At 70.5% G+C, this 13,534-nt stretch carries 13 protein-coding genes; 10 read left to right on the forward strand and 3 right to left on the reverse strand.

Going from position 1 to position 13,534, the window contains the following annotated elements; genetic code table 11:
* Nucleotides 1–55 precede the first annotated feature (55 nt).
* The gene (locus BJ969_RS08545) at nt 56–886 is read left to right on the forward strand and encodes a tRNA (adenine-N1)-methyltransferase (RefSeq protein ID WP_184478276.1); all 831 of its coding nucleotides are present in this window, start codon (nt 56–58) and stop codon (nt 884–886) included.
* A 54-nt stretch (nt 887–940) separates the two neighbouring features.
* Here BJ969_RS08545 and BJ969_RS08550 read toward each other — a convergent pair whose 3' ends face one another.
* On the reverse strand, nt 941–1,654 hold the full coding sequence (locus tag BJ969_RS08550; protein ID WP_184478277.1) for an Rv0361 family membrane protein: 714 nt from the start codon (nt 1,652–1,654) through the stop codon (nt 941–943).
* 577 nt (nt 1,655–2,231) lie between these two features.
* Here BJ969_RS08550 and arc point away from each other — a divergent pair.
* The gene (gene arc, locus BJ969_RS08555) at nt 2,232–4,031 is read left to right on the forward strand and encodes a proteasome ATPase (protein ID WP_184478278.1); all 1,800 of its coding nucleotides are present in this window, start codon (nt 2,232–2,234) and stop codon (nt 4,029–4,031) included.
* A 113-nt stretch (nt 4,032–4,144) separates the two neighbouring features.
* On the forward strand, nt 4,145–5,092 hold the full coding sequence (locus tag BJ969_RS08560; protein WP_184478279.1) for an aldo/keto reductase: 948 nt from the start codon (nt 4,145–4,147) through the stop codon (nt 5,090–5,092).
* 4 nt (nt 5,093–5,096) lie between these two features.
* On the opposite strand, the gene BJ969_RS08565 is transcribed toward BJ969_RS08560, so the two are convergent.
* Nucleotides 5,097–5,624, reverse strand: a complete 528-nt coding sequence (locus BJ969_RS08565; RefSeq protein ID WP_343071305.1) for an NUDIX hydrolase — start codon at nt 5,622–5,624, stop codon at nt 5,097–5,099.
* Between the two features lie 144 nt (nt 5,625–5,768).
* Between BJ969_RS08565 and dop the strand changes: the two genes are divergently transcribed.
* The 5 genes from dop (at nt 5,769) to BJ969_RS08590 (ending at nt 10,044) form a co-directional block, all read left to right on the forward strand.
* Entirely contained in the window at nt 5,769–7,268 is a 1,500-nt protein-coding gene (gene dop / locus BJ969_RS08570; protein ID WP_184478280.1) for a depupylase/deamidase Dop, read from the forward strand.
* Nucleotides 7,269–7,460: 192 nt separating this feature from the next.
* Nucleotides 7,461–7,652 (forward strand): ubiquitin-like protein Pup, encoded by a 192-nt coding sequence (locus BJ969_RS08575; RefSeq protein ID WP_184478281.1) that lies wholly within the window; start codon nt 7,461–7,463, stop codon nt 7,650–7,652.
* Between the two features lie 194 nt (nt 7,653–7,846).
* A complete protein-coding gene (gene prcB, locus BJ969_RS08580; RefSeq protein WP_184478282.1) occupies nt 7,847–8,695 on the forward strand; it encodes a proteasome subunit beta in 849 nt (282 codons plus the stop codon).
* A gap of 93 nt (nt 8,696–8,788) precedes the next feature.
* The gene (gene prcA, locus BJ969_RS08585; protein WP_184478283.1) at nt 8,789–9,583 is read left to right on the forward strand and encodes a proteasome subunit alpha; all 795 of its coding nucleotides are present in this window, start codon (nt 8,789–8,791) and stop codon (nt 9,581–9,583) included.
* Between the two features lie 68 nt (nt 9,584–9,651).
* Entirely contained in the window at nt 9,652–10,044 is a 393-nt protein-coding gene (locus tag BJ969_RS08590) for a VOC family protein (RefSeq protein ID WP_184478284.1), read from the forward strand.
* Nucleotides 10,045–10,084: 40 nt separating this feature from the next.
* Here BJ969_RS08590 and BJ969_RS08595 read toward each other — a convergent pair whose 3' ends face one another.
* Nucleotides 10,085–11,569 carry a phosphatase PAP2 family protein gene (locus BJ969_RS08595; RefSeq protein ID WP_184478285.1) on the reverse strand — a complete coding sequence of 495 codons (1,485 nt, stop codon included), beginning with the start codon at nt 11,567–11,569 and terminating at the stop codon, nt 10,085–10,087.
* A 68-nt stretch (nt 11,570–11,637) separates the two neighbouring features.
* Here BJ969_RS08595 and pafA point away from each other — a divergent pair, with 68 nt between their 5' ends.
* Together pafA and BJ969_RS08605 are read left to right on the forward strand one after the other, a co-directional pair.
* Nucleotides 11,638–12,996, forward strand: coding sequence for a Pup--protein ligase (pafA, locus tag BJ969_RS08600; RefSeq protein WP_184478286.1), 1,359 nt, complete (start codon nt 11,638–11,640; stop codon nt 12,994–12,996).
* A gap of 111 nt (nt 12,997–13,107) precedes the next feature.
* Entirely contained in the window at nt 13,108–13,509 is a 402-nt protein-coding gene (locus BJ969_RS08605; RefSeq protein WP_184478287.1) for a VOC family protein, read from the forward strand.
* Nucleotides 13,510–13,534: the final 25 nt, after the last annotated feature.

Raw genomic sequence — 13,534 nt, forward strand, 5'->3', positions numbered from 1 at the left:
GCGTGGGCGCGTCGGCGGTCCCCCTTCCGAACGCGCACATGGAGGCCTGAAGCACGTGAGCACCGTCAGCGGTGAGTTCCAGCCCGGCGACCGGGTTCAGCTGACCGATCCGAAGGGGCGGCACTACACGGTCGTCCTGGAGACCGGCGGCGAGTACCACACCCACCGGGGCGCGCTGGCGCACGACGAGCTCATCGGCCGTCCCGAGGGTTCGGTGGTGACCTCGGCGGGCGGCACCTCGTTCCTGGCGGTGCGACCGCTGCTGTCGGACTACGTGCTGTCCATGCCGCGCGGCGCGCAGGTGATCTATCCGAAGGACGCCGCGCAGATCCTCATGTGGGGCGACATCCGCCCCGGCGCGCGGGTGCTGGAGGCCGGCGCTGGCTCCGGTGCGCTGACCTGCTCGCTGCTGCGCGCGGTGGGCGACCAGGGCAGCGTCGTGTCCTACGAGGTCCGCGCCGACCACGCCGAGCACGCCGAGCGCAACGTGCGCAAGTTCTTCGGCGAGGTCCCGGAGAACTGGACGCTGCGGGTCAACGACCTCGCGGACTACGACGAGGGCCAGGTCGACCGCGTCGTGCTGGACATGCTCTCGCCGTGGGACGTGCTCGACACCGTGTTCGCGAACCTGATCCCCGGTGGCGTCCTGGTCGTCTACGTGGCGACCACGACCCAGCTCTCCAAGGTCACCGAGGCGCTGCGGGAGCAGCAGTGCTGGACCGAACCGCAGGCGTGGGAGACGTTGATCCGCCCGTGGCACGTGGTGGGCCTGGCGGTCCGCCCGGAGCACCGGATGGTCGCGCACACGGCGTTCCTGCTGGTCACCCGGCGGCTCGCCGATGGCGTGACGCCGCCGCGCCCGCAGCGCAGGCCGAGCAAGGGCTGATCGGCGCGGTGGCACCGCGATCCCCGCGGTGCCACCGGCCTCAGCGCGGCTCGCTCACTGGTCGAGCTTGCAGATCTTCCACTCGTCGTCCTCGACGGTGAGCAGGATGGTCTGGTCGACGGGCATGGTGGCGCCGCCGAGGGTGTAGGTGCCGTCGAGCTTCGCGCGGGCCTGCTCGCCCTGGGCGGTGACCTGCCCGAGCCGCACCTGGAACTCGCCGCTGGCCAGCTGCTGGAACTGCGAGTCGAGTTCACCGCGGTTGGCCGCGCACAGCTGCGGGCCGAGCGAGCCGAAGTCCCCGACGTTGACCTTGTCGACGAGGTCCTGGGCGACCGGCCGGGGTTCGCCCGGGTCGCCGCCGCCGAACAGGAAGAGACCGCCGACCACGGCTCCGGCCAGGACCAGCACGCCGACCCCGCTGAGGATCCAGACCAGCGGAGACCGTCCCCGCGGCTCGTCCTCGAACTCGTCGGGTTCCTGGATCCACGATCCGGCGCCGAAGTCGCCGCCCCAGTTCGGCGCCGGCGGGACCTGCTGCCCGAACTGGCCGAACGGTGCCTGGCCCGGTGCGGTGGAGAAGGGCTGCTGGCCGGGCTGAGCCGGGACTCCGGTGATGGGGCCTTGCGGCCATCCCGCGTGCTGGTTGCCGTAGAACGCCGGTTGCTGCTGCGGCGGTTGGTCGCCGGGGTTCGGAGCGCCGTCCGCCGGGTTCCCGGCGGGCTGCCGGTCCCACCCGCCCGGTCCGGGCTGCTGCGGCGGATAGGTCATGGGATGTTCCTCCCCCAAGTTCTGTGCTCTGGCCGCACGAGGTGCGGTCGCCATGGTGCGGCGGCGTAAGTACACCAGAGCGTTATCTGGCGCATGTCAGGAGTAGACCTTTCCGGTCGCCCTGTGCCGACCTGCTCCGCTCGGGTGAGATGTCCGACATGAGGATCTCGTCGACGCGGGTTTCGACCGCGGAGAACCCTCGTTGTTCCAAATGATGGGAGAAGTCGGACACGCCCAGGGGTGCGGCACCGCAATGACACCCGGTTGTCAGCTCACCGACACCCGGATGCCGACATCCGGTACCGAACGCGGTGGCGCTCCGGGAAACGCGTGGTCGTACCGCCGGGTTCGGCGACGACCGCGACGGGCGGGGAACACCGAATGGACCATGATCGTGAACACACCGTGTTCACCGTCCACTCCCACCACGCCCGGGGCGGGCCATCGAGGACGTTCGAATCATGGGTATTCGCCGAATTTTGTGGCACGCTAGCGGATCCGGTGCGCAATCACGACGCCGCCATCGTCGGTGATCGCCGGTACCGTGGTGGTACGAGCACGGGAGGAGGGTGCCGATATGCAGCACGACCGTCCCGGCAGCCGGCCTGAGGAGGGCGGCGAGCAGCAGCCCGGCGGGCAAGCCGAGCTCAACGGCCAGATTCGTCTGCTCCAAGACGAAGTGGCGTTGCTGCGCCGAAAGCTCAACGAGTCCCCCCAACAGGCCCGGTTGCTGGAAAAGCGGCTGGCCGAGGCATCCGAGCGCGTGAGCCAGCTCACCGAACGGAACGCCAAACTCACCGAGACCCTGAAGGAAGCGCGCGGCCAGCTGACGGCCCTGCGCGAGGAGGTCGACCGCCTCGCCCAACCCCCGAGCGGATATGGAACCTTCCTGTGCCGCTACGAGGACGGCACGGTCGACGTGTTCACCTCCGGCCGCAAGATGCGGGTCGCCGTATCGCCCAACGTCGAGATCGAAGAGCTCAAGCTGGGCCAGTCCGTCCGGCTCAACGAGGCGCTGACCGTCGTGGAAGCGGGCGCCTTCGAGCAGATCGGCGAGGTGTGCACCTTCCGGGAGATCCTGCCCCCGAGCCTCACCGACGGCGCGGGCGCCAACCGCGCCCTGGTGCTCGGCCACACCGATGAGGAACGCGTCGTGTGGCTGACCGATCCGCTGGTGGAAGCCGGGCTGAAGTCCGGTGACTCCGTGCTGGTCGACAGCAAGGCGGGCTACGCCTACGACACGGTGCCCAAGGCCGAGGTCGAGGACCTCGTGCTCGAAGAGGTTCCGGACGTCGGGTACCTCGACATCGGTGGCCTCAGCGGGCAGATCGAGCAGATCCGCGACGCCGTGGAACTCCCGTTCCTGCACTCGGACCTCTACGTGCAGTACCAGCTGCAACCGCCGAAGGGCGTGCTGCTCTACGGGCCGCCCGGCTGCGGCAAGACGCTCATCGCGAAGGCGGTGGCGAACTCGCTGGCCAAGAAGGTCGCCGCGGCGCGCGGTGACGACGACGGGCAGGCGAAGTCCTACTTCCTCAACATCAAGGGCCCCGAGCTGCTGAACAAGTTCGTGGGCGAGACCGAGCGGCACATCCGGCTCATCTTCCAGCGCGCCAGGGAGAAGGCCTCCGAAGGCACCCCGGTGATCGTGTTCTTCGACGAGATGGACTCGATCTTCCGGACCCGCGGCAGCGGCGTGTCCTCGGACGTGGAGACCACGATCGTGCCGCAGCTGCTCTCGGAGATCGACGGTGTCGAGGGCCTGGAGAACGTCATCGTCATCGGTGCCTCCAACCGCGAGGACATGATCGACCCGGCGATCCTGCGACCAGGCAGGCTCGACGTGAAGATCAAGATCGAGCGGCCGGACGCCGAGTCGGCCAAGGACATCTTCTCCAAGTACCTCACCGACCAGCTGCCCATCCACGAGGAGGACCTCCTCGAGTTCGGCGGCGACCAGGCGGCCTGCATCGACGCGATGATCCAGACCACCGTGGAGCGGATGTACGCCGAGACCGACGAGAACCGGTTCCTGGAGGTCACCTACGCCAACGGGGACAAGGAAGTCCTGTACTTCAAGGACTTCAACTCCGGCGCGATGATCCAGAACATCGTGGACCGCTCGAAGAAGGCGGCGATCAAGTCGGTGCTCGACACCGGCCAGCCGGGCCTGCGGGTGCAGCACCTGCAGGACGCCATCATCGACGAGTTCGCCGAGAACGAAGACCTGCCCAACACGACCAACCCCGACGACTGGGCGCGGATCTCGGGCAAGAAGGGCGAACGGATCGTCTACATCCGGACCCTGGTCAGCGGCAAGAACCAGGAATCCGGCCGGGCGATCGACACGGCCACCAACACCGGCCAGTACTTGTAACGACGTGCGCGATCCGTGGCGGGTGCCGGGCTCCGGTGCCCGCCACGAATCGTGTCCGGGGTGCCCGCGAGGTCGAGTGTCGGACGTCGCGGGCAGCGATTAGGTTTTCAGGCATGATCTCCACGTCTCGTCCGGACCGGTTCGGGCTCGGGTTGGCCGCGCTCGGCCGCCCCGCCTACATCAACGTCGGCCGCACCGACGCGTTGCCCGCGCACCGCACGGCCGAGGCGATGCGCGAGCACACCGGTCGCGTCCTCGACGCCGCCTACGAGCGCGGGATCCGCTGGGTCGACGCCGCCCGCTCCTACGGCAGCGCCGAGGAATTCCTCGCCGGTTGGCTCGGCGAACGCGGCCACCAGGGCATCACCGTGTCCAGCAAGTGGGGCTACGCCTACGTCGCCGAGTGGCGCATCGAGACCGAAGTGCACGAGGTCAAGGAGCACTCGGTGGAACGCCTGCGGGAGCAGTGGAAGCAGAGCCGCGACCTGCTCGGCGACCGGGTCGACCTGTACCAGGTGCACTCGTTGACGCCGGAGAGCCCGCTGTTCGACGACCTGGCGCTGCAGCACGAACTGGCGCGGCTGCGGGACTCCGGGGTCCGGCTCGGGTTCTCCACCAGCGGGGCGGCGCAGGCCCAGGCGATCGAGCAGGCCTGGGAGCTGGAAATCGGCGGCAAGCAGCTGTTCAGCGCGGTGCAGTCGACCTGGAACTCGCTGGAGCCCTCAGCGGGCAGGGCGCTCACCGAGGTGCACCACGGCGGTTGGCAGGTGCTGGTGAAGGAATCCCTCGCCAACGGCAGGCTCGCGGTGAACCCGCCGGAACTGCTCGCCCGCGTGGCCGCGCGCCACGGCGCCACGCCCGACGCGGTGGCACTGGCGCACGTGCTCGCCCAACCGTGGGCGGACGTGGTGCTGGTGGGGCCCGCGGACGTGGCGCAGCTGGACTCGAACCTCGCCGCGGCCTCGGTCGGCCTCGACGCTACGGACCTCGGTGAACTGGCCGCCCTGACCCGCGATCCGGCCACCTACTGGGGTGAGCGCTCCGCGCTGCCCTGGCACTGAGCCGTCAGGAGCTCGCCGCGGCGTCCTGGCGGGCGAACCACTCGCGGATGAACTGCCTGCTGTCCGCGGCGAACGGCCAGTCGAGGTCCGCCACCCGCTCGCGGAGCTCCGCCGACGGCATCCACCAGCCGTCGGCGACCTCTTCCGGCTGGTGCACGACCGGGCCGTCCCAGCGCACCTCGTAGACGAACCCGTGGTGGCGGACCGAGCCCTCCTCGAACACCGAGCGGAACAGGAAGTCCAGCGGCACGCCCCGGATGCCGAGCTCCTCCGCCAGTTCCCGCTCCGCGCCGACGTCGGGGGTCTCGCCCGCGGCCACGACGCCACCCGCGAAGCAGTCGTGCGCCCCCGGGTTGACGTCCTTGTGGTCGGTGCGCCGGTGCACGTAGATCGACCGGCCGTCGCCGGAGCGGACCAGGATCGACGTCGCCGCGTGCCACAGGCCGTCCCGCCGCATCCGCCAGCGCGGCGCGGACCCCGCCACGTCGCCCGCCGCGTCGTACACCGCCACCAGTTCGTCCTGAGCGCCCACGGCGGCATCCTCGCAGAACACCCCGACGGGCCCCGCCGGAGACCCGGTTCCCGCGTCGGGCGGGGCCGGTATCCGCCGCCCGGGGGCGGAACGCACCCCGCTGGAAACTCTGCTTAACGCTCCGGAACCCGTAGGCTTCCAGGTATGCGGCGGATCATGGGAACCGAAGTGGAGTACGGCATCGTCGTGCCCGGAGATTCGACGGCCAACCCGGTGCTGACCTCCACTCATATCGTGCTCGCCTACGCGGCCGCGGCGGACATCCCGCGCGCTCGCCGTGCCCGGTGGGACTACGAAGTGGAGTCGCCGTTGCGCGACGCCCGCGGCTTCGACCTGGGCGCGTCGACGCCGCAGAGCAACGGCTCCGACAGCGACGACCTCGGCGCCGCCAACGTCATCCTCACCAACGGCGCGCGGCTCTACGTCGACCACGCGCACCCCGAGTACTCCGCCCCCGAGGTCACCAACCCGCGTGACGCCGTGGTGTGGGACAAGGCGGGCGAGCGGGTCATGGAGGAGGCCGCGATCAAGGCGGCCAGCGTGCCCGGCACCCCGCAGATGCAGCTGTACAAGAACAACGTCGACGGCAAGGGCGCCAGCTACGGCACCCACGAGAACTACCTGATGGCTCGGGACACCCCGTTCACCGCGGTCATCTCCGGGCTCACCCCGTTCTTCGCGTCCCGTCAGGTGATGTGCGGCTCCGGGCGGGTCGGGCTCGGGCAGGCGGGGGAGAAGCCGGGGTTCCAGCTCTCGCAGCGCTCCGACTACATCGAGGTCGAGGTCGGGCTGGAGACCACGCTCAAGCGCGGCATCATCAACACCCGCGACGAGCCGCACGCCGACGCCGACAAGTACCGCAGGCTGCACGTCATCATCGGCGACGCGAATCTGGCCGAGACCTCCACGTACCTGAAGGTCGGCACCTCCGCGCTGGTGCTGGACATGATCGAGGCCGGGGAGCGCTTCGACGACCTCAAGCTGGCCGACTCGGTGCAGGCGGTGCACCTGATCAGCCACGACCCGACGTTGCGCCAGACCGTGGAGCTCGCCGACGGCCGCAAGTTCACCGGCCTCGACCTGCAGCGGGAGTACCACGAGCGGGCCGCGCGGCACGTGGCCGCCCACGGCGGCGACCAGGCGGCCAAGGAGGTGCTGGCGACCTGGGGCGAGGTGCTCGACCTGCTCGGCGGCGACCCGATGGACTGCGCCGACCGGTTGGACTGGCCCGCGAAGCTGCGGCTGCTGGAGAACTACCGCACCCGCGGCAACCTCGGCTGGGCGTCGCCGAAGCTCCACATGATCGACCTGCAGTACTCCGACGTGCGGCTGGACAAGGGCCTCTACAACCGGCTCGTCGCGCGCGGCTCGATGCGCAGGCTCGTCACCGAGGACGAGGTCCGCGCGGCCGTGACCACCCCACCGGAGGACACCAGGGCCTACTTCCGGGGCCGCTGCCTGGAGCGCTACCCGGCGGCGGTCGCCGCGGCCTCCTGGGACTCGGTCATCTTCGACCTGGGCAGGGAGTCGCTGGTGCGCATCCCGACCTTGGAGCCGCTGCGGGGCACCCGCGCCCACGTGGGCGACCTGCTCGACGCCGCGGCCAGCGCCGAGGAACTGGTGGACTCGCTGACCCGGGGCTGACCGAGCGGCCTCGCTGACCAGCGGTTCAGCCGGCGCAGGCGGGACTTCGCCGATCGTGAAAGATCGCAACAATGCCCGCTTGGATGTGGGCGAACAGGGGTTCAGCTAGGTACTGTTCACCTCAGGATGCCCCGTGTTCGGCGACCGTTCGACATCCCCGGCATCCGAACGGACAACCACCGGGAGGGCGAGATGTCCCAGGAAAAGGTCCAGCGGCCCGATGGCGGCGACGGAGACGAGGAGTCGGGTCCCGAAGCAGCCGGTCAGGAACGTCGCGAGAAGCTCGGCGAAGACGTCGACGCCATCCTGGACGAGATCGACGACGTCCTGGAAGAGAACGCCGAGGACTTCGTCCGCGCCTACGTGCAGAAGGGCGGGCAGTAGGCACCGACACCGCGCGGCCGCCGGGGCGGGCTCCGGCCCGGCGGCCCCCGCCACGCGGGGCGGTGCTGACCGTCGCTCCCGCGGGCGATCTTGATTAGAGTTGCGGTACGGCCCCGATCTTGGGGCCTGCCCCGATCCCGGCCCCGCCGTCGCGGCGGTGGGGCAGTCCTTCGAAGCAGGAGACGATGTCGCCGATGGAATCCAGCGCGGCTCGGAACTTTCCGGGTCAGGCCCTGCCCGCTGCCTACCTCACCTCCGGATCCTCATCGTTCACCGACTTCCTCCAGGCCACGGCCCCGGAACTGCTGCCGGCCAACCGGGACGTCCCGGACGGCATCGTCGAGGCCCCGCACGGCACCACGATCGTCGCGCTGACCTTCCGCGGTGGTGTCCTGCTGGCCGGTGACCGCCGCGCGACCATGGGCAACCTCATCGCCCAGCGGGACATGGACAAGCTCTACGTCACCGACGCCTACTCCGCCGTCGGCGTCGCGGGCACCGCGGGCATCGCGCTGGAAATGGTGCGGTTGTACGCCATCGAGCTGGAGCACTACGAGAAGCTCGAAGGCGTCCCGCTCTCGTTGGACGGCAAGGCGAACAAGCTCGCCACGATGCTGCGCGGCAACCTGCAGGGCGCGATGGCCGGATTGGCCGTGGTGCCGCTGTTCGTCGGTTTCGACACCGCCGCCGACGACCCCGAACGGGCCGGGCGGATCATCTCCTACGACATCACCGGCGGGCGCTACGGCGAATCCGGCGGTTTCCACGCGGTGGGTTCCGGCTCGCCGTTCGCGAAGGCGGCGCTGAAGAAGCGCCACGACCCGGACGCCGACGTGGACTCCGCGGTGCGCAACGCGATCGAAGCCCTCTACGACGCGGCCGACGACGACACCGCCACCGGTGGCCCCGACGTGTCCCGGCGGATCTACCCGACCGTCGTGACGATCACGGGTGCGGAAGGCGCGGTCCGGCTCTCCGAGCAGCAGGCCGCCGAGATCGCCGAGCAGGTCGTGCAGGGACGGTCCGAGAACCCGGGCGGCTGACGCCGCGTTCCCCGCCGCCGTTCCCCCGCCTGAGCACGGTCGCCCCGCCTCCGGGCGGGGGCGCCGAACGATTCGATCCAGGAGTGCACAGCCGTGACGATGCCGTTCTACACCTCGCCCGAACAGCTGATGCGGGAGCGTTCCGAGCTGGCCCGCAAGGGCATCGCCCGCGGGCGCAGCGTGGTGGTGCTCAAGTACGCGGGGGGTGTGCTGTTCGTGGCGGAGAACCCGTCCACCACGCTGCACAAGGTCTCCGAGATCTACGACCGGCTCGGGTTCGCGGCCGTCGGCCGCTACAGCGAATTCGAGAGCCTGCGGGTGGCGGGCGTGCGCATCGCCGACTTCCGCGGCTATTCCTACGACCGGCGCGACGTGACCGGGCGGTCGCTGGCCAACACCTACGCCCAGCACCTGGGCGCGATCTTCACCGAGCAGATCAAGCCGTTCGAGGTGGAGATCTGCGTGGCGGAGGTCGGTGCGAGCGCGGAGACCGACCAGCTCTACCGCCTCACCTACGACGGGTCGATCGTGGACGAGCCGCAGTACGTGGTGATGGGCGGCCAGGCCGACGCGATCAACACGACGTTGAAGGACTCGTTCGCCGACGGGATGGAACTCGGCCCTGCCGTGGAGCTGTCGGTGAAGGCGCTGGCCTCCAGCGGGGAGAGCTCCCGCGAGCTGGGCAACAAGCAGCTCGAGGTCGCCGTCCTGGACCGGGCGCGCCCGCACCGGACGTTCCGCCGGATCGCAGGCGCGGCGCTGGAGGCGTTGCTGCCGAAGCCGGAGCCCGCCTCCGACGGGGCGGCCGACGAGTCCGCGACCGACGAGGGGTCCGAGGGCGACGGGAAGAGCACGGGCAACGGGAAGAGCTCCGGCAACGGGAAGTAGCGGTCCGGGCTTGACCTCCAGCGCGGTCGAACTCCCATCGTGGAGTCGTCCGACTGAAGGGAAAGCCCATGATCCAGCTCAACCACACCATCGTGATGGCGCACGACCAGGACCGGACCGCCCGCTTCTTCACCGAGGTCCTCGGCCTTCCCGAAGCGGGGCGGTTCGGGCCGTTCCGCACCGTTCGCCCCGACAACGACGTCACCTTGGACGTGCTCGAATCCGGCGGTGACATCGCCCCGCAGCACTACGCGTTCCTCGTCGGCGAGCAGGAGTTCGACGCGATCTTCGACCGGATCGTCGAGCGGGACATCGCCTACTGGGCGGATCCGCACCACGGCGAGCCGGGCGTGGTGAACACCAGGGACGGCGGTCGGGGCATCTACTTCGACGACCCGAACGGGCACAACCTCGAAATCCTCACCCGCGAGTACGGCAGCGGCCCGGACCGGCGCGGGTGAGTCCCGCGCTGCTCGGCGGAATGCGCGGTCGGCGGAGGGTCTACGCCCGTTCGGGGCGGTAGACGCTGAGCATGTCGGCGTGCGCGGTGAACGCGAAGCGGTTGCCGCGCGGCCCCACCTCGCCGTCGGTGGCCACCGCGACGGCGGGACCGTGCACGACGACGTCGAGGAACCGGTGGTCGCGCTCGACGTAGGTGTGGCTGCGGTGCAGCGCGCCGGTCATCGCCGCGACCACGAACCGCATCCGGGACCAGCGCGTATCGGCGCGCACGTAGCGGACGTCGAGCAGGCCGTTGTCCAGCCGCGGCCGCCACGACGGGGCGAACCCGCGCGGCGCGTAGGAACCGTTGCCCACGAACAGGATCCACACCCGTCGCCGGACGCCGTTGAGGTCCACGTCCAGCGGGCTCGACTCGTAGAGCACCCGCGCCAGCGCCGCCGCCCCCGCGGGCCACTTGCCCCAGTGCCCGGTCCACTTCTCCCGGAACCGGACCATGTCGGGGTAGCCGCCGAGGCTCGCGGTGTTGAGGAACCAGCGCGTCGGCCGGTCGTCGACGGCCACGCCGCCGAGGTCGACGCGCACCGCGCTGCCCTGGTCGACGGCCTCGGCGACCGAATCGGAGTCGTCCACGCCCGCGTCGCGCGCGAAGTGGTTGAGCGTGCCCGCGGAGAGCACCGCTAGCGGGATCTTCCGGCGGGTGGCCAGCGCCGCCACGGTGGCCACGGTGCCGTCGCCGCCTGCGACGCCCAGCGCGCGCACCGAGTCGCCCTCCCGGTCGAGCGTCGCTTCGAGCTCGGTCAGCACGTCGGCGTCCGGGTCGGTGTAGACGACCTTCGCGGCGGGCCAGCGGGTGTGCACCCAGTGCTCCGGGTCGAAGGTGCCGTCGCCGGACCCCGGGTTGATCAGCACCAGGACGCCTTCGCCGTCGTGCAGCGCTGGGACCTCCGCGGGGTGGCGGACCGCGGCGGGCGCATCCGGCCGCAGCGGCCACCAGCGGCGCGTCGCCCACGCCAGACCGGCGCCGATGGCGGTACCGCACAGCACGTCGGTGGGCCAGTGGACGCCGGTGTGCACCCGGGAGTAGCCGACGGCGGCGGCCACCGGGGCGACTGCCAGGCCCAGCGCGGGCGACTCCATCGCGACCGCGGTGGCGAACGCGGCGGCGGAGGCGGCGTGCCCGGACGGGAACGACGAGGACCGCGGCGGGTCGCTGAGCCGGCGGTGCCGGGGGACCAGGTGCGCGGCCGGTCGTCGTCGCGGGAACAACGGCTTGCCCAGCAGGTTCGTCGTCGCGCTCGCCGCGGCGATGGCCGCGAGTCCACGCAGCGCGGCCCGGCGCGGCGCACCCTTCCGGGTGCTCAATCCGCCCGCGACCGACAGCCACAACAAGCTGTGGTTCGCGGCCGTGCTCAGGGCTTTCAGCCCCGGATCGGCGACCGTCGCGGGCAGCGCCGCGCTGCGCCGCGCGAGCTCGCGGTCCGCCCCGTCGACCTTGCCGGTGATCTTCCGTAGCCACTGCTGCACATCTCGAACGCTACCGATGCCCGAACGGCGGACCGCCGATGGTCGCCGATGCGCCTACTGTGGAGGGCATGCAGCGGCGGATCTTCGGCATCGAAACCGAGTTCGGGGTCACCTGCACCTTCCACGGGCAGCGTCGGCTCTCCCCGGACGAGGTGGCCAGGTACCTGTTCCGGCGGGTCGTGTCGTGGGGACGTTCCTCGAACGTGTTCCTGCGCAACGGCGCCCGCCTCTACCTCGACGTCGGCTCGCACCCGGAGTACGCCACGGCGGAGTGCGACGACCTGACACAGCTGGTCACCCACGACAAGGCGGGGGAGCGGATCCTGGAGGACCTGCTCGTCGACGCCGAGCGCCGTTTGGCCGATGAGGGCATCGGCGGCGACATCTTCCTGTTCAAGAACAACACCGACTCGGCGGGCAACTCCTACGGCTGCCACGAGAACTACCTGGTCGGGCGGTCCGGCGAGTTCTCCCGCATCGCGGACGTGCTGCTGCCGTTCCTGGTCACCCGGCAGCTGATCTGCGGCGCCGGCAAGGTGCTGCAGACCCCGCGCGGCGCCGTGTACTGCCTGTCCCAGCGCGCCGAGCACATCTGGGAGGGCGTCTCCAGCGCCACCACCCGCTCCCGGCCGATCATCAACACCAGGGACGAGCCGCACGCGGACGCGGAGCGCTACCGCAGGCTGCACGTGATCGTGGGCGACTCGAACATGTCCGAGGTGACGACGCTGCTCAAGGTGGGCACCGCGCACCTGGTGCTGGAGATGATCGAGAGCGGCGTGCAGTTCCGCGACTTCAGCCTGGACAACCCGATCCGGGCGATCCGCGAGATCAGCCACGACCTCACCGGCAGGCGGACGGTCCGGTTGGCCGGTGGCCGGGAGGCCTCGGCGCTGGACATCCAGCGGGAGTACCACACCCGGGCGGTGGACCACGTCGCTCGCCGCGGGTCGGACCCGATGTCGGAGCGGATCCTGGACCTGTGGGGCCGGGCGTTGGACGCCGTGGAGACGCAGAACTACTCGCTGATCGACCGCGAGGTGGACTGGGCGATCAAGCTGCGGCTGCTGGAGCGCTACCGCACCAAGCACGGCCTGGAGCTGTCCAGCCCGCGGATCGCGCAGCTCGACCTCGCCTACCACGACATCCGGCGCGGCCGGGGCCTGTTCGACATGTTGCAGCGCAAGGATCTGGTCGATCGGGCCACCGAGGACGGGGAGATCGAAGCGGCCAAGGACACGCCGCCGCAGAGCACCAGGGCGAAGCTGCGCGGGGACTTCATCGCCGCCGCGCAGGCCGCCGGGCGCGACTTCACCGTGGACTGGGTGCACCTGAAGCTGAACGACCAGGCGCAGCGCACGGTGTTGTGCAAGGACCCGTTCCGCGCGGTGGACGAACGGGTGGAGCGGCTCATCGGGTCGTTGTAGCGGGCGCCGGCGCGGGCCCACTCGATGCGGTGAAGCACGACCCGAGATCCCCTTATCGAACGCAAGTTCGGATAGGGTTGGCGTCAACGCGCCGACGAAGGGATCTCCGCCATGATCACTCAGCCCAAGTTCGCCGTGCTCCACGTCGCCGACCAGGCTCGGGCTCTGGAGTTCTTCTCCGGGACGCTCGGGTTCGAAGTGTTGACCGACGCCCCGTACGGGGAGGGCGCCAGATGGATCGAGGTGCGTCCACCGGGTGCGCGAACGTACCTGGTGCTCGCGGCTCAGGACCCCGAGCTCACCGAGCAGATCCGGCTCCGCCGCGGGCCGATGAGCACGGTGTGGTTCGACTCCGACGACCTCGACGCGACCTTCGCCGAGCTCAGTGCCAAGGGCGTGTCGTTTCCGGTCGAGCCGCAGGCGGCGCCGTGGGACCCCGGTGGGTCGACGAGATGGGCGCAGTTCGCGGACCCGGAGGGCAACCTCTACGGGATCAGCGCCCAGGGCGGCTGAACCGCTCGGTCGCCGAGGGCGCGGG

The organism is Saccharopolyspora gloriosae, from assembly GCF_014203325.1.
GTDB classification, from domain to species: Bacteria; Actinomycetota; Actinomycetes; order Mycobacteriales; family Pseudonocardiaceae; genus Saccharopolyspora_C; species Saccharopolyspora_C gloriosae.

Bases quoted from the DNA above. Each gene is read 5' to 3' on its own strand.
- BJ969_RS08550 (WP_184478277.1), bottom strand. From the start codon at position 1,654: ATGACCTATCCGCCGCAGCAGCCCGGACCGGGCGGGTGGGACCGGCAG.
- arc (WP_184478278.1), top strand. From the start codon at position 2,232: ATGCAGCACGACCGTCCCGGCAGCCGGCCTGAGGAGGGCGGCGAGCAG.
- BJ969_RS08560 (WP_184478279.1), top strand. From the start codon at position 4,145: ATGATCTCCACGTCTCGTCCGGACCGGTTCGGGCTCGGGTTGGCCGCG.
- dop (WP_184478280.1), top strand. From the start codon at position 5,769: ATGCGGCGGATCATGGGAACCGAAGTGGAGTACGGCATCGTCGTGCCC.
- BJ969_RS08575 (WP_184478281.1), top strand. From the start codon at position 7,461: ATGTCCCAGGAAAAGGTCCAGCGGCCCGATGGCGGCGACGGAGACGAG.
- prcB (WP_184478282.1), top strand. From the start codon at position 7,847: ATGGAATCCAGCGCGGCTCGGAACTTTCCGGGTCAGGCCCTGCCCGCT.
- BJ969_RS08590 (WP_184478284.1), top strand. From the start codon at position 9,652: ATGATCCAGCTCAACCACACCATCGTGATGGCGCACGACCAGGACCGG.
- pafA (WP_184478286.1), top strand. From the start codon at position 11,638: ATGCAGCGGCGGATCTTCGGCATCGAAACCGAGTTCGGGGTCACCTGC.
- BJ969_RS08605 (WP_184478287.1), top strand. From the start codon at position 13,108: ATGATCACTCAGCCCAAGTTCGCCGTGCTCCACGTCGCCGACCAGGCT.